Origin of the sequence: Streptomyces sp. NPDC048420, assembly GCF_040651535.1 — a bacterium.
GTDB lineage: Bacteria > Actinomycetota > Actinomycetes > Streptomycetales > Streptomycetaceae > Streptomyces.
Genome location: NZ_JBEZKG010000003.1, coordinates 313,440 through 336,805, shown reverse-complemented (window position 1 = coordinate 336,805; position 23,366 = coordinate 313,440). Strand labels below are relative to the sequence as shown.

The following is a 23,366-nucleotide window of genomic DNA, read 5'->3' as shown; positions in this document are numbered from 1 at the left end:
CTCACACGCCCTTCGCCTGGTTCTGGCCGCCGCTGATCGTCGCGGGGGTGCCGTTCGGGGCGCACACCGCCTGGCTGTCCTGGAGCAGCACCGGAGAGCCGAGCGACGTCAGCCGGGTCGCGGCCGAGGTCCACTGGGCGAGGACGCACGGCATCGGGGAGCCGCCGGCGTTGAACGGGCAGCCGGTCACCGTGTGCGGGGTGCTCATGACCGTGATCGGGTTGCCGCCGACCCGGACGCGCGGGCTCGGCATCGTGGGGGTGGCGCTGCCGCCGTGCGTGCAGGACACCGTCGCGGAGACGTCGAGGAGCGGGCCGGGCACTCAAGTCACCTCCAGCGCACCGTCGTTGACCGAGACGCGGGGGCCCTGGAGGCTGATCCTCGCGCCCGTACCGCTGTCGATCTCGATCCCGTTCGCCGACAGGACGATCTTCTGCCCGGCCGCGGTCTGGAGCGTGATGCCGCCGGTGCCGGGGGTGTCGTCGAGGAGCAGACTCGCCCCGTCCGCCGTGCGCAGGAGTACCTTGCCCGCCTGCGGCGGCGTGACGGCCGACCTCGGCATCTCGGCCGCCGCCCCCCACCACGAGCCCGACCAGATCGGCCGGTCCCGGTCACCCTGCTCGTACTCGATCCACACCCACGCCCCTTTCGCGGGCAGTGCGAGGAAGCCCATTCCGGAACCGGCGAACGGCATGCACGGCAGGGCCCAGCCGCTCTCGCGGTCGCCGAAGGCGGGCACTCGGGCATTGATCCGCCCGGTCCGTTCCGGGTCCTCGTTGTCGACGACGACTCCCCGGTACTTCCCGAAGTGCTTGGCCTCATCGCTCATATGGGAACCCCCGGGGTCGTCGTTCCCAGCCCTTCGCGGCTGATCCGGAAGCGCTGGGTGTACTCACCGCGTGCGAGCTTGTGGGTGACGGAGTCGACCAGGTACAGGCCGTCCAGGGACAGGCCGCAGCCGCGGATGCCCACCAGCCTGCGTGGGCGCAGGACGTGCCCGTAGGCGCTGGTGTCCAGTTCGCCCTCGCCCGACACCGCGTTCGGGGCCGCGGTGGCGGTGGCGAGCAGTTCGGTCGCCGCGGCAACCGTGTCCTTGCCCGCGGTGGTCCGCAGCTTCGTCGAGCGCAGGGCCGGGGCGGGGGAGGCGGCCAGCGGCGGGATCTTCAGGGAGGGCAGGGCAGGGACCGGGAGGCTCAACTTGAAGAGGGGATCCGTGAAGACGCCCTGGGGCTGCACGGGTTCGAGGGCGTCGAAGGAGAAGGACAGGGACTTGACGTTCGACATCGAGCCCATGTCCTTGCTCAGGGCGGGCTGGGGAAGCCCGAGGCGGATCTCGGGCCCCCAGTGCGCGGTGTTGACGCCGAGGGTCAGGGGCTGGACGTAGAAGACGAATCCGTTGCGCCGGGCGATGCGTTCGAGGAAGGCGCGGTCCGTCTCGTGCTGCTGCGGGGTGTGCTGCACGGACAGCGGCACGTGGGGGGTGTTGGTGACGTCCGGGATCAGGCCGAAGCGTGCGTACCGCGTGATGATGCGCGTCGCGATCGTCGAGTCCGACTGGTTCTCGAAGGTGTCGTCCTTCTCCTCCAGGCTCATCACCCCGCCGACGATGTCCTGTCCGGTGAGGGTGAGCGTGTCCCCGCTGACCTGCTGATGGATGAGGGTCCCGTCCATCAGGATGTGCGGGACGATGCCGGTCAGTACGCCGATGACGACCCTGGTGCCGGGCGTGAACAACGGCTCACGCAGCAGCGGGAAGTCGAGCGTTCGGTCCTTCACCAGCGAGAAGGTCAGCTGGAAGCCGTCTCCCTTCTCACGGTCGGCGGTGACCTCGGCCGAGGTGAGGGCGTGCAGCACGTACGGCGGAGCGGGGCGCGGCACGGTCGCCCCCAGCCAGAGCAGCAGCCGTGTTCCGAGATCGGGCACGCCGTTCACCGCCTCGCCATCGCGATGCGCACGACGCGGCCCACCGCTTCGAGTTCGGCGGGGTCGAGGACGGAGTTCGCGTCGCAGATCATCCAGAACAGGGTGGGATCCCCGGCGTGACGGGCCGTCAGTACGTCGAGGCGCTCGCCCTCGGCGACCCGGTGCTCGGCGAGGACCGGCTGGTCCTCGTAGGAGGGGATCACACGGCGCCGGGTGTAGGCGACAGTACGCAACGTCCCGTCGACGTCCGGCACTTGGAGATGGACGGTCTCCAGCCCGAGGTAGCGGCTGCCGGTCTCGTACGTCATGATCACCATCCCAGTCCGGCGAGCACTTCTCGTCCCACATGTGCCGCCATCGACAGCGCGCCGGCCTCACTCAGCATCGGCACGTCCGGGTGGTTGACGACCTTCAGGCCCAGATCGACCTTGGCGCGGATCGGGTTGAGGGTGGTGTCGAAGGCATCCTCAGTGACGGAGAGCTCCGTGACTCGGACCGGGAGGATGCGCTGGGCGCCCCAGACGAGGACGGTCAGCGGAGCCTCGGCGGGGAGGATCTCGACGACTCCCGCGCGCAGCAGCGCCTCGTTGGCGATGACGGTCGCAGCGGCAGGCTGCACCAGCAGTTCGAGCCGCGCCAGCGCGGGCGCGATCCCCACGGCTCTGGTCAGCGGGTCCCCCTGCTCCAACTGATCGGTGGCGTCCAGTTCGACTGCCAGCTTCAGCGTCTGCTCCGCGAGCCCGGCGAACCGGGGAGGGCCGGTGCCGCTCTGGTCACCTGCGGTGCGGGCGGTGAGGGTGCGGGTGAGGGTCTCCGGGTTGTACTGGAAGACGATGACGCCGGTGGCGGGGCGCAGGGGGTCGGTGGTCACCAGGGCGCCTTTGAAGACGGGTGGGGAGATCGGGCTCGCCATCGCACTTGCCTTTCTGACGTGTGCTGCGGATGCCTAGGAGGTGGTTCCGGCCCTGGCCCTTTTCACGCGTTCCATCGCGGTGTGCGCGGCCTCGGCGAAAATGCGGCCGCTGACGGTCTGCTTCGATTTCGCTTTGAGTTGACTGAGCTCCCAACCCGCGGTGGCTAGTTGGACGAGACCGCCGAAGGTCGTCTTGTCGTCGGTGAGCTGCACGCGGTTCAGCCGCTCGCGGATCAGGGCTTCCTTCGAGCGGCCCAACTTTTTGGCCAATTCCCCCAATTCCTTGCGCTGCGCGTCGATGACGGAGGCCTCCAGTGCCTCCGTCGGCTCGTACAAGCCCGTCGGGGTGAGGACGAAGCGGACGCGCTTCTTCAGTGATTCCTCGACCGCGTTCAGGGCGTTGACGAGCTTCGTCGTGCAGCTGCGGCACGGAGCTCGGTTGATCGCGACAGCGATCACCGGCTTGGCATTCCGGTTCTCGGCGATTGCTTCCCTCGCACGAGCAACCACCCCGTGCCAGTAGCGGTCGAGCAGGTTCTGTTCCGCGTGTCGGTTCCTGTCGCTGGGGGCAACCTCACCCTGACGCTCGCCGTTGAACGCGATGGCCGCGTGCGTCTCGTTTCTCGGCTGGACGGTGAAGAGAGCCTTTGCCGGATCGCCGACTCCGAATATCTCGGTCCACTCGATCACCCTCTGCTCCGGCGGGCTCGCGGCGGCGACGAGACGTCCCTTGAGGGTCGTTGCCTCGACGATGTCGAACCGCAGTGAGGTAAGCCCGCGCTGCCTGAACTCCTTGAAGACGGTTGCGACGACATCTGCGATCTGGTCCGGGGAGGACAACTGTCCCGCCGTCAGGCGACGTGCGGCCTGAGCAAGGGCGTCCCGTTTGACCGTTGGGCTCTTGGGGCCCGCGGCTGCCTTCTTCGAGGAACCACCCTTGCGGGAGCCGAACGCTCCCGCAGCCCGCCGCAGCAGCCCCTCGATGCCCCGGTCGACCACGCCCCGGATCCGCTCCACGATCTCCCGGACTTTGTCGCCGACGCCCCCGAGTCCGAGCAGCCGGGCCAGAAGGTCGATGGCGAGGGGTAGGAGGCGGGCCAGCACGCCCTCCACGGCGGTGGAGGCCTTGCCGGTCAGGCCGCGTGCGATGTCGCCGATCGCGTTCACCACGCTCGCGACCAGCTCGCCCAGGCTGCGCAGCTGATCCCGCAGGAACGTGTAGAGGTTCCAGAGCGAGAGGACCAGCTGGACCAGCGCACCGACCGGCGAGAACAGTGAGGCCAGTTTGGTGATCGCCGCCCTCACGACCCGCTCGACGAGGAAGGTCCGGATGGCGCCGAAGACGGTGTCCCGGACCGTCCCGACCGAATCCATGATCCTTGCCCAGAGCGCCGACCAGCCCTGAGTCACCAGAGTGCTGAGGAACTCGTAGACCACCGTGAGGCGTTCGACGTTCTTCTCGCCGATCAGCCGGGCCGCCTTCACCCGCAGGCGGTCCCACGTCAGGCCCAGGATCTGCCGTGCGAGGTCGAGCACCCCCATGACATCGAACGTCCGCGGCACCACGATCCCGGCACCGCCGAGCGCACCGGTCAGCCAGCCCACGAGACCGGCCTGGAGATGTGTGCCCAGGTTCTGGCCGAAGCCCCGTACGCCCCCGGACACCGCGTCGAGGACATGCCCGAGGAAGGCTCCCGGCCAGGACACGATGATCTGCCAGGTCTCCCGCGCCCGCCCGACGAACGCATAGAAGGCACTCGGCTCCACCCCGAGCAGAGCCAGCACCGCTTCCAGGGCCTTTTGCGCCAGCGTTCCCCAGTCGCCGGTCACGACGGCCCCGATGACGGTGATCGCCGTCGTGACCGCGCTGCGGAAGGCGTCGATCGTCGCGAGGAGAGCGGTGCGCAGCTTCTCCGTCAGCGCCTGGACACCGGCCTTGAGGCCGTTCGCGACGTCGTCCACCGCACGCGTCGCGCGCGCGGCCGCCTGGTCGATGAGCCGGGTCAACGCCCGCGCCAGCTCAGGGAAGATCCGTCCGAGGAGCCCCTCCACGGCGGCCTTGAGCAGCCCCGCGAAGACGGCGATCGCCTCCCGGAGGAAGGCCGCCACCCCGTCGATGAGAGCCAGCACGGCGGCCTTCACCGCGTCGAGGACCGCGTTGACCGCCGCCCGCACGGCGTCGAAGATCACGCCGATCGCGCGCACCAGCGCCTGGAAAGCGGCCCTGACCCAGCCCACGGCACGGTCCCACCAGCTCTCCTCCTCGGCCGCGCGTTCGGCCCGGTCCTTCTCCTCCGCGGCCCTCCGCTCGCCCTCGGTCACGTGCGCGTCGATCCGCGTCTGCGCGCCCGCGTACTCGGCATGAATCCTCTGCCGGTCGTCGGCGACCCGCGTCCGCATGCACTCCTCGTCGGCCTGGCGCCGTGTCTCGGCGTCAGACGCGACGCGGTCGACCTCGCGTGTCTGTGCCTCCAGCGTCTCCCAGCGGGCGGTCCTGATCTCGTCCCGGGCCTCGCTCACGGCGTCGGCCTGCTGCTGTCGCGCCGACTCGTTCAGGTCGGCGGTGGCGCTCTCCGCCTCGGAGACGGCTGCCTGCCGGGCCTGGTCACGGGCAGACGTCGCCGCCTCCACCTGCTCCGCGACCCCGGTGGCCGACCGCTGCATGGCCGCCGCCTGCTGTCGGTCGAACGACGCCTGCACCTCCGCGGGCAGCCCCAGGGCGAGGTACGCCTGCGGGCCGTCCACCGGGGCCTGCTGCGCCGCTTCGGCGAGCGGTACCACCACGGGCTGCACCACCAGCTCGCCGACCGCGAACCCCTCGTCCACGTCTCGCGGCTGGACCCGCTCCGCGCCCGGACCCTCCAGCACGGCACGTGCCGCCTCGGCACCGGCCGTGCCCGCCTCCTCGTGCGCGGCCGACTGCGCCGCCGTCAGACGCGCCGGGTCCTGGTCCCCGGTCAGCGCGATCTCGGGGGCCGCCCCCAACGACCGCCGCAGATCGGGATCTTGAGTGGGTACGGCGCTCAGGGACACGTCGATCCGGTCGGCCACGACCTCGGGGGCGGCGGTCGTGAGCCCGTTGAAGGGGAGGTACACGTCCTGCGGGGGCGTGTAGGCGGCCAGTGGTGGCGGTGTCTGGATCTGCGGTCGCGGTGCCGGGGCCGCGGAAGATCCGGACACGTCGATCGTGCGGGGCGCCGGAGCGGTGACCGTCGTCGGCCCGGGCGGCGCCGCGGCCCCCTCCGACCGGGCGCGCAGCTCGGGGACGCCGGAAGGGACCGATCGCGCTTCGTCGTCGGCAAGGCGTGCGACGGTGTTGCCCAGGCCGGAGGCCTGCTGGGCCTTGGCGGTCGGGGGTGCGGTGGCAAAGGCTCGCAGCCACTGGGCGGCCGAGGCCGGGGCGGGCTTCTCCGCTGCCGGCGCCGGGACTTCCCCGAGTGCCGTCGGGACCGCCGGCAGTGCGGCCGGGTCCGACCGCACGGCCGGGGCGGGGGATGCGGTCGGGGGCGAGAGCGCGGCGAGGGCTGGAGGAACAGGGGGAGCGGGGAGCGCGGTGGAGGTCGGGAGCACGGCGGGCGTCAGCCGCGCCGCGTCCATCTCCGGCCCGTGCGCGGCCTCGACGGGTACCGGCGGCCCCTCGTCCTGCGCCATCCCGCCGGCCGAAGGAGACCTCCGCAGCAACGCCACCGCCTGCCACGGCAGCGCCGCCTCGACCGAGAGCGGTGCCTGCGCCGCCCCGAAGGTGAAGGCAGCCGAGTCGGCGACGCGCACGGCCTCCCGCTCGGCCGCCGCACCCGGCTCCACGACCACCGAACCGCCACCGGGCACCGCACGCTGCAAGGCGTGGACCACCTCGTGGGTCACCACGCGAAGGTCCGGTTCACGGTCGGCCAGGAAGACGCACCCGCCCTGGACCGCAGCGAGCGCGTCGTACCCGTCGAGCGCCGCACCCACCTGCGGTCCGCTGTAGACGGGGATCGAGTCCAGCGGACGCCCGAAGCGCTCCTCCAGCCGTGACCGGTAGGGCAGAGACACACGCTCGGACCCGGGGGCGGGCAGCGGGCGGGCAACGGTCCGCGCCTGCCCGGCAGGTCGTGGAGCGCCGGCGCGGCGTCGTTCGGCGGTGGCCTTCATCCCCCACCACCGCCCGCCTCGCCGAAGACCGCGTCGTAGAGGCAGGCGGCCAGCGCCCGGGCCAATCCCTCGTCACCGCCCCGTCCGTCCCACCCGAGGTCGAGGACGACGCACGAACGGGCGGCACAGTCGGTCGGTTCGGACAGCCATTCGCCCGGCACCCCCCGCTCCGCGACCAGCAGCGCGAAGTGCCGCTCGATGCCCGCCCGCAGAACGCGCTCGGTGCACTGCCCGACACCGTCGGCGGTCAGGTGGCCGACGGTCAGCTCGAAGGTCACGTCCATCCGCGCACCTGCGCTTCCGGCAACGGACGGTCGAGCTTGGCGAACTCGGTACGGGCGGCGCGCAGAACGTGGGCCATCCGCACCGGCGTGTCCTCGGCGGCGGCACGGAAGGCGGCGTTGAGGGCCATCGTGCGGATGCTGCCGCCGGCCACATTGAGCTGCCCGAGCCGTCCGAAGTTCAGGCCCTCCAGGGGAACCTGGGGCGGGAAGACCCGACGCCAGATCCGGGCGCGGGCCGACTCGTCGGGGAAGGGGAAGGGCACCACGAAACGCAGGCGGCGCAGGAAGGCCGGGTCCAGGGCCTCGCGCAGATTCGTGGTGAGGACGGCCAGGCCGTTGTACGTCTCCATGCGCTGGAGCAGATAGCTGACCTCCAGGTTGGCGTAGCGGTCGTGACTGTCGCGCACCTCGCCACGCCGTCCGAAGAGAGCGTCGGCCTCGTCGAAAAGGAGGATGACGCCCGCGCCCTCGGCCTGGTCGAAGACGTCGGCGAGGTTCTTCTCGGTCTCGCCGATGTACTTGCTTACGACCCGGCTGAGGTCGATGCGGTGCAGATCGAGTCCGAGTTCGGTGGCGACGACCTCGGCCGTCATCGTCTTGCCCGTCCCGCTCGGACCGCTGAACAGCGCGGATATCCCGGTGCCGCGGCTGTCGTACGCCTCGAAGCCCCACTCGCCGTACACCTTCGCCCGGACCCGTACCTGTGCCGCCAGATCGCGCACGACGGACAGCTGGTCCGGCGGCAGCACCAGCATGTCCCAGGCCACTTGGGGCGTGACCCGCTCGGTGAGATGGTCGAGCCGGGGCCGGGCCCGCTCACGTACGAGGTGCCAGAAGCGTGTGGCGTCCCGCTCGTCCTGTACGGCGAACTCGGCGGCGGTCGCGCGAATCGCGGCCGGGTCGAGGTCGAACCATTCGGCGGCCCGGACGACTTGGCCGTCGAGCGCGGCCGCGGCCGGACCGAGCGCGCTCGCCCACACGCGCAGCCGCTCCTGCGCGGTGGCGCCCGGGACCGCGAGCCGTAAGTCGGCGCGGCGGGTCGGCAGAGCATGCCGCGCCAGCAGCACCACCGGCCCGGACAGCTCGTCGGCCAGCAGGGCAGCCGCCTCGCCCGAGCCGTTCACGGTGTCGACGACGACCAGTACACCGGCGAGCACGGCCTCCCGCTCGAGCCTGCGGGCCAGAGCCGCCCGCCCGGCACCGTCCGCGGGTACGTCGGCCGTGTCCAGGACGGCCACGGCGAGCCCGTGCTCACGCGCGGCGGCGCAGGCGACGCCGGTCGCCGTGGCCGCCGACCGGCCCAAGAGCTGGACCACCGGCGCCGCCCCCGCCGCCAGGGCTGCCGCGGCCTGTTCCGCCGTGCGGGACTGCCCTGACGTGAGAGTGGGAGTCTCGCCCGGCGCCCGTAACCCGGTCGACTCATCGAGATACCGGACCCCGACCAGGGCGTGCAACACGCGTTCGGCGACGGCCAGTTCGCGTGCCGTCAGGATGTGTCCGGGACCGGCACCGGGACCGAGTTCGACGAGCCGCCAACGGCGCAGCGGCGCCTGCGGGGCCAGCGCGCTCCAGTGCGGCTCGGGCAGTACGGCCAGCGCCACCCCGAACGTCACCGCCGCGAGGCCGGGGCCGTCCGCCGACCGCAGCAGTTCCCGCCGTACGCCGGAGTCGAGTTCCAAGGCCGCACCCAGCATGACCACATCGCATTCGAACCCGCTCAGCCCGAAGGCCTCGCGCAGCGCGGTGATGACCGGCGGCTGTGCCATTCCGGCCCGGAGCTCGGCGAGTTCGGCCTCGATCGCGGTGACGTCCGCGTCCGGCCCCTTCGCGAGCAGTGCCGCCACCCGCCGCACCAGCAGCGTGGTGCAGCGCTGGTTCTGAGTGGCCCAGGACGTCGTCATGACACACTCACCCGCGGTTCCACGGGGGTCCCGTCCTCGGCCGTGTCCAGCGGGCTGTGGGCGCCGGAGACGACAAGGCGGACCAGGTAGTCGCCGCCGGGCAGACGGGTGAGTGGGAGGGCGAGGTCATGGGTCTCGGCAGGGCTGCCGGGGCCGTCGCGGCGGTCGTCGAAGAAGGCGAACCCGGCCCCACCGCCGACCGGGTCGAGCAGCACGGACACGTCCTGCGCGGCCCGTACGGCCGGATCGACCGTCATGCGAAGAGTGCCGCTGCGCAGCCCCTCAGCGTCCCGTACCAGGTCGGTGACCGAGACCTTGTAGCCGCCAGGGGTGTGACGGATCCGGGGGTGCACGACGACAGGGCGGACGTTCGAGCGGCCCGACGGACGCAGGCGTGGCGGGCTGCCCAGCCGCCGTCGATGCTCCACGACCACGGGAACCGTGCCTGCCGGGACCGTGTCCGGGACGGTGGCCAGCAGATGCCCCGGGCTCGTCGACGACGGCACCGCCTCGGCGTCGCCGAACCGCACGACGGTCACCTCGTCACCGGCCAGGCCGGCCCCGGTCAGCGCCACGGAGCTCCCCGCGAAGAGGGGCTCCTCGGCGTCCGGGGAGGCGACCACCCGGTGCAGCGCCGGCCCGCGCGCGGTCGACACGACCAGGCGCCGCTCACGGACCGGACGCGGCGACGCGGGCGCCGACGGCGGCGTCAGCAGCACGGTCTCGGCCCGGTAGGCCACCGACAGCCGGTAGTCCACCTGGAAGAACGACGACCACAGACCGGACAGGTCGCCCGTGCTGAGGGGCACCGGCGTGAGTCTGATCAGATCGGGCTGGGCGGCCACGTCGACCCCGGCGAGCGGGTGGCCCGGAGCGCGGGAGGCGGTCATCCGTGCGATGTCCGCGCGCGACAGCACCGGATGGAAGTGCAGCGCCCCGGCGACGCTGCCGAGCATGCGCTGGGGCTCGTACTCGCTCTCGTTGCCGGCGAAGGTCAGCAGGTAGTGCAGGGTGAGGGCGGCGCGGGGCCGTGTACGGAGCTCGCCGCCGGCCGCACGGGTCGGCAGGTCCTCGTTGCGCCAGGCCGCGTTGGATTCGACCCGGTAGAGGAACACCACCACGTGCGGGCGCGCATCCGTCAGGCTCTTGTCCGGTCGTCCCCCCGCGGCGGTGGCGCCGGGCAGATCGCGACCCACCACATCGTTCAGCAGCTCGACGACGGTGGCCGTCACTCCCGCGAGTGCCAGATGGTTGCTCATGACCGCCGCCGGGCTCGTTCGAGGTAGGTGTCGAGGCTCAGCGGTGAGCTGTCCGCGGCGGCGGCCCGTGCCGCGGGGGCGGACCGGGGCGCGGCGGGCGGGGGCGGCGAGGGGTGCGCCCGTACGTCCACGCGGTCTATGCGTACGCGGACCACGATGTGCTGCTCGGAGACAGGCCGGGGGACGGCGACCGGGGCCCGCGAGGGCGAGCCGGTGGCCAACGGGCCGACAGCAGGGCGCTCTTCACGGCCCGGGGCGGGTTCGGGCGCCGGGGGCGGGGCGTGCGGTTCGGCCGTGGGGAGTCGGGAGTCGAGGGCGGGGGCGGGGGCAGTGGCGGGTCGCTGCGTTCGTACGGTCGTGGGCGTCTGCCCGTTCGGGCGGGCCGGGGCCGCTCGGGTGACCGGCGGCGGATTCGGTGGAGGGGGTGGGGAGGGGTGCGGTTGCCGCGTCTCGGCTTCGCCATGAACAGGTTGGGGCGCTGACAGGCGTCGAGTCGGCCGGGGCTGTGGGGTGATCGGCGTGGCCGTGGGGTGAGGGGCGTCGGGCGGCGGATTCTCGGCGCGTTCGGGCACCCGTGGAACCCCGGGCACTTCCAGTGCGTTGGCCACTTCGCGCGCCACGGGAACCTCAGGTCCTTCAGGGACCTGAAGGACCTCAGGTACCTCTTGAGCCGCGTCCGCATCCCCGAACAACCCGCCGGCCCGCTCCACTCGTTCATACGGCCCCGCACGCGGCGGCGTCAGCACGGACGCCGTCCCCTCGGCCCGGTCCAGCAGCCGGTCGAAGTAGTCACCCATCACCCACCAGCCCCAGGTACACCGCCCGGCGTGAGGCGGGCAGGGCGAGCACATCGTCCTCACGCCACCCGTAGGCCCGCGCGAGAACGTGCACGTTCTCTGTCAAGCGCCGTCCCCACTCGGCCAGTTCGCACCACACGTAGCGCGCCGGATCGAGCACCGCGTCCCACGAGCCGCCGCATTGTGCGCACACCAGGCGCAGCCGGATCTCCGCGAACGGGTCCGCCTCGGCGACGGCCTCGACCACCGACGCCGCGACCGGGGGCGGGAGTTGAGCGGTTGGAACCGGCAGCCCGTCCCGCTCCGCATCGACCACACATGAGGTCAGGAGCCGCAGCCTTGCCTCGGCCCGGTCGGATGCGCGCAGCGCGTGAGTGAGGTCCGCGCTCGTCAGCGCCCGGCAGATCACCGTCCAGCCGTCGGCCTCCACCCGCGCGGGAACGGCCGAGGGCGTGGCGACATCATTGAGCTGATGGAGCGTCAGCGTGCAGGTCATCACCTCGGCGCAGTGCGGGCAGGTGTCCTGGACGTTCACCGACGCACCGAAAAGGAGACCGCGCAGACGCAGAATGCGCCGATCACGCACCCCGAGCGGCAGCTCGGCAACAGCGATGTCGCTCGCCGAACCCTCCGCCCCCGCCAGCAGCAGGGCCTGCTCATGGGCCGACAGTCCCTCGCCCGTGTCGAGCATGCCGAGCAGGGCCCGCTCGTCCCCCGGACGGCCGCTCATCACACACTCGGTTCGCTGAAGGAGGGCTCCGTGAGTTCGGTGACGTCGTAGTCGCGCTCCCAGCCCTCGTTCTCCAGTTTCAGGCTGCTGATCAGTACGGCGTTCGCGTTGGCGTCGAGCTCGGCGAGCGCCTGGAACTCGGAGACCCAGCACCGGAAGATCCGGTAGGCGAGGGCGAGTTGGCCCGCCTCGTTGTAGATCTCCAGGGTGATGTCCTTGCGGAAGTCCGCGAGCGAGACCTCCGAACCCAGTCCGGAACCGAGGTTCCACACCTTGTTCGCCCAGCGCTCGAATTCAGTGTCGTGGGTGACGCCTCGTTCCAGTGAGATCGCGTCGAAGGACGTACGCCCCGGCTGTGGACTGCCGTTGCTGGGATCCCCACCCGACCGATGGTTCACCACCTCGGTGGTGCGCTTGAGGGGACTGACCTTGCTGACCCCGGCGACGTAGCGGCCGTCCCACATCACCCGGAACTTGAAGTTCTTGTAGGGGTCGAGACGCTGGGTGTTGACGGTGAACTCTGCCATGATCACGCCCCCGGCCGGATCTGCTGGATGCTGATGACCACGAACTCCGCCGGCTTGACCGGGGCGAAGCCGACGACGATGTTGACGATGCCGCGGTCGACCTCCTCCTGCGGATTGACCGTCCGGTCGCACCGCACGAAATACGCCTGCGCCGGTGTCGTGCCCTGGAAGGCGCCCCGACGGAACAGCCCCTTCATGAACGCGCCCACATTGAGCCGGATCTGCGCCCACAAGGGTTCGTCGTTCGGCTCGAAGACCACCCACTGCGTGCCGCGGTAGAGGCTCTCCTCGATGTACAGCGCGAGCCGCCGCACCGGCAGATACGCCCATTGGTGGGCCAGTTGGTCGGCGCCTTTGCCGGTGCGGGCGCCCCACACGACGCGGCCCGCCGAGGGGAAGGTGCGCAGGCAGTTGACCCCTTCGGGGTTGAGCGTGCCGTGCTGCTGATCGGTGAGCCGCACGGTGAGCTCGGCGGCGCCGTTCAGCGTGGCCTCCTGGCCGGCGGGAGCCTTCCACACACCGCGCGTGGCGTCGGTGCGGGCGATGACACCGGCGACTGCGCCGCAGGGGACGAAGGTCCCCAGCCGGTTCTCGCGGAGTGGGTCGGCGACCCGGATCCGCGGGTAGTAGACGGCGGCGTTGGCGGAGCGTGTCATGAGCGAGGGCAGGGCAGCGGGCACACCGAGCGGGTCGGTCCACCCTTTGGGCGGATCCACGATCAGCATCGCCCGGCGGTCCGCGCAGTACTCTGCGGCGTTGTCCCAGGTGGCCTGGTCGGGGTCCACGTCCGGTGCGAACGGCGGAATGCACAGCAGGTTGAACAGGTCGGCCCCGTCCAGGGCGTAGATGCCCTTCCGCTCGGCCTGGAGGCCGGGGTCCGACACCTGGGCGGGTGTGATGCGTCGGCCGTCGTCGCCGCCGGTGAAGGCGATCGGCTCCTGGGTCGTCCGGGGCCGGTCGGCCGGATGCGGTGCGGTCGTGTCGACGGCGGCCAGCCGGGACTGTGCGGCCAGGATGCCGCCGACGTAGCGCGGATCGTCCTTGGCGGTGGTGAGGTTGAGGAAGCGCTCCTCGTGCACGACCTGGCGCGGGTTGGCGGCCGAGACCTCCAGCAGGGTGAGATGGAAGGCCGTGTTGTCCGCGGGGTGCGAGGGGACGACGGCGCGCACCTGCCGGCCCCAGGTGCCGGGTGTGGCGGCCACGAGCCGCAGGGGTGTTCCGCCGTCGGCGGGTACGTCGGCGGCGGTGCGGTCGCCGTCCGTGTTCGAGGGGCTCGGACGGTGTACCCGGACGATCAGCGCCTCCGAGCCGCCGTTGGCGAAGAACTGGGCGACGGCGTGGCCCATGGGGCTCTCGTCCCACAGGTCGCCGAATCGGCGGACGTACTCGCCGAAGTCGCCCACGCTGGTGGGGGAGTCGACGGGACCGCGCCGGGCCCGGCCGACGAAGGCGGTGATGGAGGTCGACACCCCGGTGATGGCCCGCACGCCCGAGTCCAGCTCCTGGATGTACACACCGGGGTAGGACGTAGTCACCATGGTTCGGGGACCCTTTCGTGAGGGACCGGGTGTTCGGAAGAGGCCTTCAGGGAGTGGGATCGCGCCCGACGAGGATGTCGACCGTGACGTCCGCGGCGGTGCCATTGCTCAGGCGCAGCGTCTGCAGGGCGTCGGCGAGCAACTGGACGGCCCCTGATCCGATCAGCACGAAGGGCCCGTCGAGGGGATGGGGCGTGCCCCCGTCGGCAGTCAGCGTGACATCGGCGGCGGGCGTGCTCGCCCGTACGACGAGAAGGCTCACTTGCTTCGCGGTCTTGGCCGGCTGCAACTCGACCTCGACGTCCTTGGCCCCTGCAGGGAGGGGGATGCTCAATCTGTCGTACGCGTCGACTCTGACGGAGTCCGATGCGGACACCGACGGTCCTTGGGCAACATTCACCGAAAATGACCAGCGGATGATTTCAGGCACTCTGCCCCCTTGAATGCCGGCGAGTTCAGGTATCGCGGAGAAATGCACATCACTGGAAATCGAGAGGTGCGATTCCGGTATGAGCTTCGATGGGGCAGGGTTTCCGGGTTCAGCGGCCTCGCGTAATCGAGTGGCAGCAGTGTGCCGCGACCGAAATCGATCAACAAGTCCTTTGGCGTAATTTGTTACCCATGATGCGAAGAGTGGAAAATGGCCTCGGATGGGACGAGCCCGGAAGGGTGGGCGTGCGTGCCGGTCGGACTGCGGGGCGATCAGTCGGATCGGCTGGCCGGCGGCTGAAGGCGTGCGCTGCGGCGGCGGCATCCGCGGCGAGTTCGGCCACGGGGCGCTTGCGGACATCCCTGTCGAGCAACATGAGTTGGGAGTCGAGTACGTCCCCGCGGTCGGGTTGAATTGGCGCCGTACTTGCACTGGCCGGAGATCTGCCCTGGCGTCTGCAGACCTTTCTCGCGGAGGCTCACTGACTGGGCGTGCTCCGCCAGGTCGGGCCGGTCTACCAGTTCCGACACGCCCTTCTCCAGGAACGGCCGGCGGAGAGAACCGACGCGCCGCCCACGCTTCCCCGGCCCCGCGGAGCCACCTCGCTCAACAGCAGGACATGGGCGTGTTCGTTCGGATGGCGCACATCCCCCAAGCTGCGCCGTGAGCTTCAGCAGATCGTCCTGCTCGGACCGTGGAGTGACCTGATGCCGTGCGGGTGGGTCGGGTCCGGGGGCGGTGGCCGGCGGTTGTGGGCTTCGATCGGTCAACTCCGGCCAAGTGCAGACCCTTTGCGATGCGGTGTCCGGCGCGTGGGCGGGATACGGTGCGGATTCGGTGATCCAGAGGGAGGCCCGGATGCGTGTCGGGGGAGTGGCCGAGGTCCGGCCCGTGGCGGAGCTGCTGGTGGGGAACTCCTCGCGCTACGGCGGGAAGGTCGCGTTCGCCGACGACCGGCGGCAGGTCAGCTGGGCCGAACTGGAGCTACGGACACGGCGGTTGGCGGGGGCGCTCGGTGTGGAGCGGGGCGCACGGGTGGCGTTCTGTCTCGACAACAGCGTGGAGTTGGTCGAGGGACTGCTCGCGACGGTCCGGGCCGGTGCTGTCGGGGTGCCGTTGAGCCCGCGCGGGACTCATGCCGAACTCGCGGCGCTGCTCGCCGACTGCGATCCGGACGTACTGGTCGTCGACCGGCGGCAGTTGGCGCGGATCGCCAGTGTGGTCGGGGAGCGGTCGCCGCGGCTGGTGGTGACAGGGGAGGGGCCGGTGCCGGAGGGGGTCGCGCACTTCGACGACCTGGTGACGGACGGCCGTTCACCCGAACCCCGCGACGATCTCGGGCTGGACGAGCCCGCCTGGCTGCTCTACACCTCCGGCACCTCGGGGAACGCCCGGGCCGCCGTAGCCAGTCAGCGGTCCGCGCTCTGGTCGCCGGTGGCCTGCTATGTGCCCCGGCTCGGGCTGTCGGAGGAGGACCGGCTGCTGTGGCCGTTGCCGCTCGCCCACACCTACGCCCACTCGCTCTGCGTCCTCGGCACGACTCTGGTCGGGGCGAGCGCGCGGATCACCGCCTCGCGTGAACCGGCGGCTCTGGTACGGCTGATCGGTGAGTTCGCGCCGACCGTGCTGGGCGGAGTGCCGCTCACCTACCAGCAGTTGCTCGACGCCGGACTGGACGCGGTGCCCTCGCTGCGGGTGTGCGTCACCGCGGGCGCGCCGAGCGACCCGGAGCTGCGGGAACGGGTCGAGGCGCGGGTCGGGGCGCCGTTGCTCGACGGGTACGGCTCCACCGAGACCTGCGGCAAGATCGCGATGGAGTCGTTGGCGGGGCCCCGGGTGCGGGGGAGCAGCGGGGCGGTGCTTCCGGGGACGGAAGTGCGGCTCGTCGACCCCGGAAGCGGGGAGGAGGCCGTCGACGCCGAGGGGGAGATCTGGGTGCGCGGGCCCGGACTCATGCTCGGCTACCACGACGGGGACGCGGCGGACGGCGACGGCTGGTACCGCACCGGTGACCTCGGGCGGTTCGGCGAGCACGGGACGCTCACCGTCACCGGGCGCGTGAACGACCGTATCGTCCGCGGTGGCGAGAACGTCGACCCCGTCGAGGTCGAGCGGGTGCTGCGTGGACTGCCCGGGGTGCTGGACGCGGCCGTGGTGGCTCGGCCGCATCCGCTGCTCGGGGAGGTCCCGGTCGCGTTCGTCGTACCGGAGACAGAGGGCCTCGACACCCGCGTGCTGCTGCGGGCCTGCGCCGAGGTGCTCTCCGCGCACAAGGTGCCCGACGACGTCCTGTTCACCCCGGCCATCCCGCGCACCGCGGCCGGCAAGCCACGCCGGGCAGTCCTCCGGGAGGGCCTCGCCGCCCGCCCGGCCGAGGAGGCCCTCGCGGGGCTCGCCGACCGGCCCCCGGGGGAGCGGCGGGCGGCACTGACCGAGCTGGTGTGCGCGGAGACGGCGGCCATCGCCCAGGCGGCGGTGGGCAACGGGGGCGTGGGTGTCCGCGAGGGTGTGCCGGTCGGTGGGGCGGCAGCCCTGCGTGAGGCGACGACACCGGGTGGGACGGCCGTAGATGGTGAGGTCGCCGCCGGGGACCGGTCGGTGATGTTCGGTGGAGGGACCGCGACCGACGGCGCGTCGCCCGCGCTCGGGCGGGTCGTCACGGGGCACGAAATGGCTGATGGGGGCGAGCCGTTCGTCGGTCGTGGCAGTGGCGCCGGGCGTGAGCCGTTCGTCGGGCGTGGCAGTGGCGATGGGCGTGAGTCGACCGCCGGGCGCGAGCCAACCCTCGGTCGTGGCAGTGCCGTCCGGCGTGAGCCGAACGCCGGGCGTGAGCCAAACCTCCGGCGCGAGCCGACCCTCGGCCGTGACACCGGCGTCCGCCCCGAGGCCCCCGTGACCGACGCCGCGGCCATCGACCCCCACAGCGCCTTCGCGGACCTCGGGCTCACCTCCATGGCGGCGATGACCCTGTGGCACCGGCTCAGTCTCCGCACTGGGCTGCGGCTGCCCGCCACCCTGGTCTGGGATCACCCGACGCCCGCCGCGGTCGCCGCCCACCTGGACGAGCGGCTGCACGGCGGTGCGCCCGCCGGCACCGCCCCGCGCCGCGGTCCCGCCGCCGAGCCGATCGCGATCGTGGCCGTCGGCTGCCGCTACCCGGGCGGGGTGCGCTCGCCCGAGGACCTGTGGCGGCTGGTGTCCGACGGTGTGGACGCCACCGGGGAGTTCCCGACCGACCGCGGCTGGGACGTCGACGCCCTGTACGACCCCGACCCCGACCGGCTCGGGACGACGTACACCCGGCGTGGCGGCTTCCTCACCGACGCCGCCGACTTCGACCCGCTGTTCTTCGGCATCTCACCGCGCGAGGCCACGGCCACGGACCCGCAGCACCGGCTGCTGCTCGAGGTCGCCTGGGAGACGCTGGAACGGGCCGGCATCCCCGCGCCCTCGCTGCGCGGCAGCGCCACCGGTGTGTACGTCGGTCTGATGCACGGCGGTTACGGCGGCGGGGCGGCCCCGGGGCACGCGCTGGAAGCGCACCTCGGCGTCGGGTCGGCGGGCAGCGTGGCCTCCGGGCGGATCTCCTACACGCTGGGCCTGCGCGGCCCGGCCCTGACCGTCGACACGGCCTGCTCGTCCTCCCTCGTCGCCATGGACCTGGCCGCGGCCGCCCTGCGCGCGGGCGAGTGCACGCTCGCGCTGGCCGGCGGGGTGACCGTGCTGGCCGGTCCGAAGCCGTTCGTCGTGTTCAGCCGGCAGCGCGCGCTGTCCGCGGACGGCCGCTGCCGGTCCTTCGCGGACGGCGCGGAGGGCACCGCGTGGGCCGAAGGGGTCGGCCTGGTGCTGCTGGAGAAACTGTCCGACGCCCGCCGCAACGGCCATCCCGTGCTGGCCGTGCTGCGCGGCTCCGCCGTCAACCAGGACGGCGCGTCCAACGGCCTGACCGCCCCCAACGGCGAGGCCCAACGGGAGCTGATCCGGCTGGCGTTGGCCGATGCCGGGCTGGACACGACCGACGTCGACGTCGTCGAGGGCCACGGCACCGGGACCGCGCTCGGCGACCCCATCGAGGCCGGCGCCCTGCTCGCCACCTACGGCCGGGACCGCGACCCGGCCGACCCCCTGTGGCTCGGCTCGGTCAAGTCGAACTTCGGACACACCCAGGCCGCGGCCGGAGTGGCCGGGGTCATCAAGATGATCGAGGCGATGCGCCACGGCGAACTGCCCCGCTCGCTGTACGCGGAACAGCCCTCACGCCATGTGGACTGGGCCGACGGGTCGGTACGACTGCTGGACCGGGCCCGGCCCTGGCCGGAACGCGACCGGCCGCGCCGGGCGGGCGTCTCGTCCTTCGGCATCGGCGGGACCAACGCGCACGTGATCATCGAGGAGCCGCCGGAGAGCATCGACGCCGGTGTCGAACCCACCTGGCGTACGACCACACCCTGGCTTGTCAGCGGCAGCGACGAGCCGGGACTCCGCGCCCACGCACGGTTGTTGGCGGACACACTCGCCGACGCGAACCCGCTGGACGTGGCGTACTCGCTCGCCACCACCCGGGCGGCACTTCCCCACCGCGCCGCCGTCCTCGGCACCGATGCCGACGAACTCCTCGCCGGACTGCGCGACTTGGCCAGTGGCACCGACAGTCCCGCAGTGCGCCGGAGCCCCTCCCGCCGCCACCCCAAGGTGGCGCTGCTCTGCGCGGGCCAGGGCTCCCAGCGCGCCGGCATGGGCCGCGAACTGGCCGCCGCCTTCCCCGTCTTCGACAGGGCCTTCACGGAACTCTGCGCCGCCTTCACGCCGTTGCTCGACCGCCCCCTGAGGGACGTGATCGACGACCCCGAACTCCTGAACCGCACCGACTACGCCCAACCCGCCCTGTTCGCCTACGAGGTGGCCCTGCACACGCTGCTCGCAGAGTGCGGTGTACGACCGGACTTCCTGGTCGGCCACTCCGTCGGAGAGCTGGCCGCCGCGCACCTCGCCGGTGTCCTCTCGCGCGCCGACGCGGTACGGCTGGTTGCCGCGCGGGGCCGGCTGATGGCGGCGCTGCCGGACGGCGGGGCGATGGTCGCCGTACGGGCACCGCTCGCCGAGGTGGAGAAGTGGCTCACCGAAGGGGTCGCCGTAGCGGCCGTCAACGGGCCCGAGTCCGTGGTGCTCTCCGGCGACGAGGAGGCGGTGACCTCGCTGGCCGGTCGACTCGGGCGGACGGCGACCCGGTTGCGGGTCAGTCACGCCTTCCACTCGCCGCTGCTCGACCCGATGCTGGACGGGTTCCGGGAGGTCGCCGAGTCGGTGACCTACCACCGGCCCTCGGTACCGGTGGTGTCCACGCTGACCGGCCGTCCGGAGCCGGACGCCGTCCGGACTGCCGAGTACTGGGCACGGCAGGCGCGCGAGACCGTGCGCTTCGCCGACGCGGTGGAGTGGCTGGCGCGGGCAGGAGTGACGGCGTATGTGGAGGCCGGGCCGTCGGCGACGCTGAGCGCGGCGGCCGAGGAGTGCGTCGAGCCGGGTTCCGGGGCGCTGTTCACCTCGGGTGCCGACACGGCCGTGGCGCTGGCGGAGCTGCATGTGCACGGTGTGCCGGTGGACTGGCGGTCCGTGTACGCCGGTAGCGGTGCCCGGCGGCGCCCCCTGCCGACGTACCCCTTCCAACGGCAGCGCTACTGGCTGGACCAGGGCCTCCGCCGGAGCCAGGGCGAGGGCGAGGGCGGCCACCCGCTGGTGGGCGAGGCGCAGCCCGACGCCGACGGGCCCGGGACCCGGTACAGCGGGGTGCTGTCCACCGCACGTCAGCCGTGGCTCGCGGACCATGTGATCGGCGAGCGGACGCTGGTGCCCGCGACGGTCTTCGCCGAGCTGGCACTCCGGACGGCGAAGGGTTCCGCACGGCTGGCCGAACTGTCCTTCCACGAGCCGCTGGTGCTGCCCGCGTCGGACGCGGTGCGCATCCAGGTGGTCGCCGAGGCGCCCGACCCGGAGGGGCACCGCCAGGTCTCCGTCTGGGCCGAGGCGGCGGGAGGGTGGACCCGCCACGCCCGTGCGACAGTCGTTCCCATCGCTGCCCATGCCCCGACCGCGGACGAGACCTGGCCCCCCGTCGGCGCCGAGGAAGTCGTGGTCGACTACGAGCGGCTCGCCGCGTACGGCCACCACTACGGCAGGGCGTTCCGCGCGGTTACCGGGCTGTGGCGGCGGAACACCGAGATCTACGCCGAGTTGGCGCTCCAGCCCACCGAGGCGGCGGAAGCCGGCGCCTACGTCCTGCATCCTGCGCTGTTCGACGCGGCCCTGCACGCCGCACTGCTGGCCGACGGGCCGGGCGAGGCCCGGGTCCCGCTCGCCTGCACCGGGGTGACCGTGCACGCGACCGGGGCCACCGCGGCGAGGGCGCGTCTGGAGCGGCTCGGCCCTGACGAGGTACGGGTGACGCTGACCGGTGCGGACGGACGGCCGCTGGCCGGCGTCGAGTCCCTGGTCACCCGGGTGATCAGGGTCCGGCCCGCGGAGCTGTACAAGGTGACCTGGCGACCCGCCGCCGGCGCGGGACAGGCCGACACCGAGCACGAACTGCTCGATGTGGCGGACCTGTCGGCCGCGCACGCCGAGGACATGCCCGGCCGAACCCGGGATCTCGTCACCGCCACGCTCGCCCGCGTCCGCGACTGGGTCGCCGGCGCCCGTCCCGGCCGTCTGCTGGTGCTCACCCACCACGCCACCGGCGAGAACCCGGACCCGGCCGAGACCGCGGTGGCGGGACTCGTGCGCAGCGCCCAGTCCGAGCACCCCGGCCGGATCGTGCAGGTCGACCTCCGCGGCGGCACCGCCACGCCCGCCGCGCTGGCCGCCGCCCTGCGCACCGGCGAGCCCCAACTCGCCCTGCACAACGGCACGGTCATGGTGCCCAGGCTGACCACCACGGACCCGGAGACCACCGAGCCACCCGCTCTCGACCCCGACGGCACCGTGCTGGTCACCGGCGGCGCCGGAGCACTCGGCGCGAGCCTCGCGAGGTACCTCGTGGCCGAACACGGCGTACGGCACCTGCTGTTGGCGAGCCGCAGCGGCCGTACGCCCGACTGGGCGGCCCAACTGCCCGCGAAGGTACGGGTGGTGGCCTGTGACGTGAGCGACCGGGCCGCCGTGGACGCCCTGGTCGCGTCCTGTCGGCCGCCGCTGACCGCCGTGTTCCATCTCGCCGGAGTGGTGGCCGACGGAGTGGTGGACGGGATGACTCCGGAGCGGTTGGCGCAGGTGCTGGCTGCCAAGGCGGACGCCGCCTGGCATCTGCACGAGGCGACGAAGGGCCTGGGGCTGTCCGCGTTCGTCATGTACTCCTCGGCCGCCGGGGTGCTGGGCCGGCCGGGGCAGTCCAACTACGCGGCCGCCAACGGCTTCCTCGACGCGCTGGCGGAGTACCGGGCCGCCCGTGGGCTGCCCGCGCAGTCGTTGGCGTGGGGTCCGTGGACCACCGCGGACGACGAGGGCATGGCGGGCCGGGTCGCACCGAACCTGATGGCCGAGGGCGGAGTGCCCGCGATCACCGAGCGGGAAGGCGTCGAACTGCTGGAGGCGGCACTGCGCACGGCGGAACCCGTGCTGGTGCCCGTGCCGTTCGGGCGGGCTGGCGCAAGCGGGTCGACCATGCACCCGCTGCTCGCGGACCTGCTTCCGGCGCGCCCCGCACCGGTCGCCGTCGCGTCGACGACCGCAGCCCAGGCTCCCGGTTCCTGGCGCAAGAGGCTCGCGGCGACCCCCGAGGCCGAGCGCGGGACCGTGCTGGCCGGTCTGCTCCGTGCCGAACTGGCCGCGGTGCTGGGCTTCCCGGACGCGGACGCGTTCCCCGCCGACCGGGAGTTCGGCCAGCTCGGCTTCGACTCGCTGACGGCCCTTCAGTTCCGCAACCGGCTCAGCGCGTTCACGCGGGTCCGGCTGGCGCCGACGGTGGTCCTCGAACACCCGACGCTGGAGGGGCTGGCGGCGCATGTCCTGGGTGTGTTGCGGGAGGCGGGGGCGTTGCCGGAGACCGGGACGGCGGCCGAAGCTCCGTCGGCCGGCTCTCGGTTCACCACCGTCTACCACCGGGTCCTGCGCGAAAGGGGTCCGCTGGAGGCGATGACCCTGCGGTACCTGTCGTCGTACGCCCTGCCGTCCTTCACCTCCGCCGACCGTGCCGGTCACACGGTGGCACCCGTCCGGCTCGCCCGTGGCCGCGGCATGGGTACGGCCGCGGCGCTCGTATACCTCCCCGACTACCTCGCTCCCTTCCATCGCGTCCCCACGGGTCTTGCCCAACAGTTCGACGGCGAACGGGACTTGTATCTGCTGGAGCACCCCGGATTCGGTGCCCGCAGGGCGGTGCCGGACTCGATGGACACGCTGATGCGGGCCCACGCCGACGCGGTGCGCGGGATCGCGCCGGGCGGCCCCGTGGTGCTGGTCGGTTACTGCGCGGGCGGAGTCATCGCCCACGAGGTGGCACGTCATCTGGTGACTTCCGGGGAGCCGCCGGCCGGAGTCGTCCTGATCGATTCCCATGCGGGCGTCCTGCAGCGCGGTGACGCGCGCGCACTCGCCCTGATGGCCGCCGGTGCCGCCCTGCCGGACGACGTGGTCGAGGAGTTCGACGACTCGCTGCTGATCGCAGGGGGCGGCTATGCGCGGGTGCTGGAGGGATGGCACCCCGAGCCGTCCCCGGTGCCGACCCTGCTGCTGCGGGGCCGGCCGACCGCGGAGATGCGAGGGATCGACCCCGAAGGGGACTGGCTGCCGCACTGGCCGCTGCCGCACGACACCACCGACGTGCCCGGCGACCACTACACCGTCGTCCACCAGGACGCAGAATCCACGGCCGCGGCGATCCGCGCCTGGCTGACCAGGTGACCCCACGACCCGCGCGAAGCCCGATACGAAGAACT

General features: G+C 72.4%; 15 protein-coding genes. 1 reads left to right on the top strand and 14 read right to left on the bottom strand.

Annotated elements, in window-relative coordinates; translation table 11 throughout:
- Position 1 precedes the first annotated feature (1 nt).
- The 14 genes from AB0D34_RS06495 to AB0D34_RS06430 all read right to left on the bottom strand — a co-directional run bounded on the left by AB0D34_RS06495 (position 2) and on the right by AB0D34_RS06430 (position 14,436).
- Positions 2-322, bottom strand: coding sequence for a hypothetical protein (locus tag AB0D34_RS06495; protein ID WP_362657377.1), 321 nt, complete (start codon positions 320-322; stop codon positions 2-4).
- A complete protein-coding gene (locus AB0D34_RS06490; RefSeq protein WP_362657374.1) occupies positions 323-829 on the bottom strand; it encodes a phage baseplate assembly protein V in 507 nt (168 codons plus the stop codon).
- Positions 826-1,923, bottom strand: coding sequence for a hypothetical protein (locus tag AB0D34_RS06485; protein WP_362657372.1), 1,098 nt, complete (start codon positions 1,921-1,923; stop codon positions 826-828). The genes AB0D34_RS06490 and AB0D34_RS06485 overlap by 4 nt, the downstream gene beginning before the upstream one ends.
- A gap of 5 nt (positions 1,924-1,928) precedes the next feature.
- Positions 1,929-2,231 carry a hypothetical protein gene (locus tag AB0D34_RS06480; protein ID WP_362657369.1) on the bottom strand — a complete coding sequence of 101 codons (303 nt, stop codon included), beginning with the start codon at positions 2,229-2,231 and terminating at the stop codon, positions 1,929-1,931.
- Between the two features lie 2 nt (positions 2,232-2,233).
- Positions 2,234-2,794 carry a hypothetical protein gene (locus AB0D34_RS06475; RefSeq protein ID WP_362657366.1) on the bottom strand — a complete coding sequence of 187 codons (561 nt, stop codon included), beginning with the start codon at positions 2,792-2,794 and terminating at the stop codon, positions 2,234-2,236.
- Between the two features lie 75 nt (positions 2,795-2,869).
- A complete protein-coding gene (locus AB0D34_RS06470; protein WP_362657364.1) occupies positions 2,870-6,871 on the bottom strand; it encodes a DUF4157 domain-containing protein in 4,002 nt (1,333 codons plus the stop codon).
- Positions 6,872-6,966: 95 nt separating this feature from the next.
- On the bottom strand, positions 6,967-7,254 hold the full coding sequence (locus AB0D34_RS06465; RefSeq protein ID WP_362657361.1) for a hypothetical protein: 288 nt from the start codon (positions 7,252-7,254) through the stop codon (positions 6,967-6,969).
- A complete protein-coding gene (locus tag AB0D34_RS06460; RefSeq protein WP_362657358.1) occupies positions 7,245-9,155 on the bottom strand; it encodes an ATP-binding protein in 1,911 nt (636 codons plus the stop codon). Before AB0D34_RS06460 ends, AB0D34_RS06465 begins: the two co-directional genes overlap by 10 nt.
- Positions 9,152-10,414, bottom strand: a complete 1,263-nt coding sequence (locus AB0D34_RS06455; protein WP_362657355.1) for a DUF4255 domain-containing protein — start codon at positions 10,412-10,414, stop codon at positions 9,152-9,154. Before AB0D34_RS06455 ends, AB0D34_RS06460 begins: the two co-directional genes overlap by 4 nt.
- Positions 10,411-10,635 (bottom strand): hypothetical protein, encoded by a 225-nt coding sequence (locus tag AB0D34_RS06450; RefSeq protein ID WP_362657352.1) that lies wholly within the window; start codon positions 10,633-10,635, stop codon positions 10,411-10,413. The genes AB0D34_RS06455 and AB0D34_RS06450 overlap by 4 nt, the downstream gene beginning before the upstream one ends.
- A gap of 568 nt (positions 10,636-11,203) precedes the next feature.
- A complete protein-coding gene (locus AB0D34_RS06445) occupies positions 11,204-11,941 on the bottom strand; it encodes a hypothetical protein (protein ID WP_362657349.1) in 738 nt (245 codons plus the stop codon).
- The gene (locus tag AB0D34_RS06440) at positions 11,941-12,468 is read right to left on the bottom strand and encodes a phage tail protein (protein ID WP_362657346.1); all 528 of its coding nucleotides are present in this window, start codon (positions 12,466-12,468) and stop codon (positions 11,941-11,943) included. Before AB0D34_RS06440 ends, AB0D34_RS06445 begins: the two co-directional genes overlap by 1 nt.
- A 2-nt stretch (positions 12,469-12,470) precedes the next feature.
- Positions 12,471-14,006 (bottom strand): phage tail sheath subtilisin-like domain-containing protein, encoded by a 1,536-nt coding sequence (locus AB0D34_RS06435; RefSeq protein WP_362657343.1) that lies wholly within the window; start codon positions 14,004-14,006, stop codon positions 12,471-12,473.
- 46 nt (positions 14,007-14,052) lie between these two features.
- Positions 14,053-14,436, bottom strand: a complete 384-nt coding sequence (locus AB0D34_RS06430; RefSeq protein WP_362657340.1) for a hypothetical protein — start codon at positions 14,434-14,436, stop codon at positions 14,053-14,055.
- A gap of 858 nt (positions 14,437-15,294) precedes the next feature.
- Between AB0D34_RS06430 and AB0D34_RS06425 the strand changes: the two genes are divergently transcribed.
- Positions 15,295-23,331 carry a type I polyketide synthase gene (locus AB0D34_RS06425; protein WP_362657337.1) on the top strand — a complete coding sequence of 2,679 codons (8,037 nt, stop codon included), beginning with the start codon at positions 15,295-15,297 and terminating at the stop codon, positions 23,329-23,331.
- Positions 23,332-23,366 lie beyond the last annotated feature (35 nt).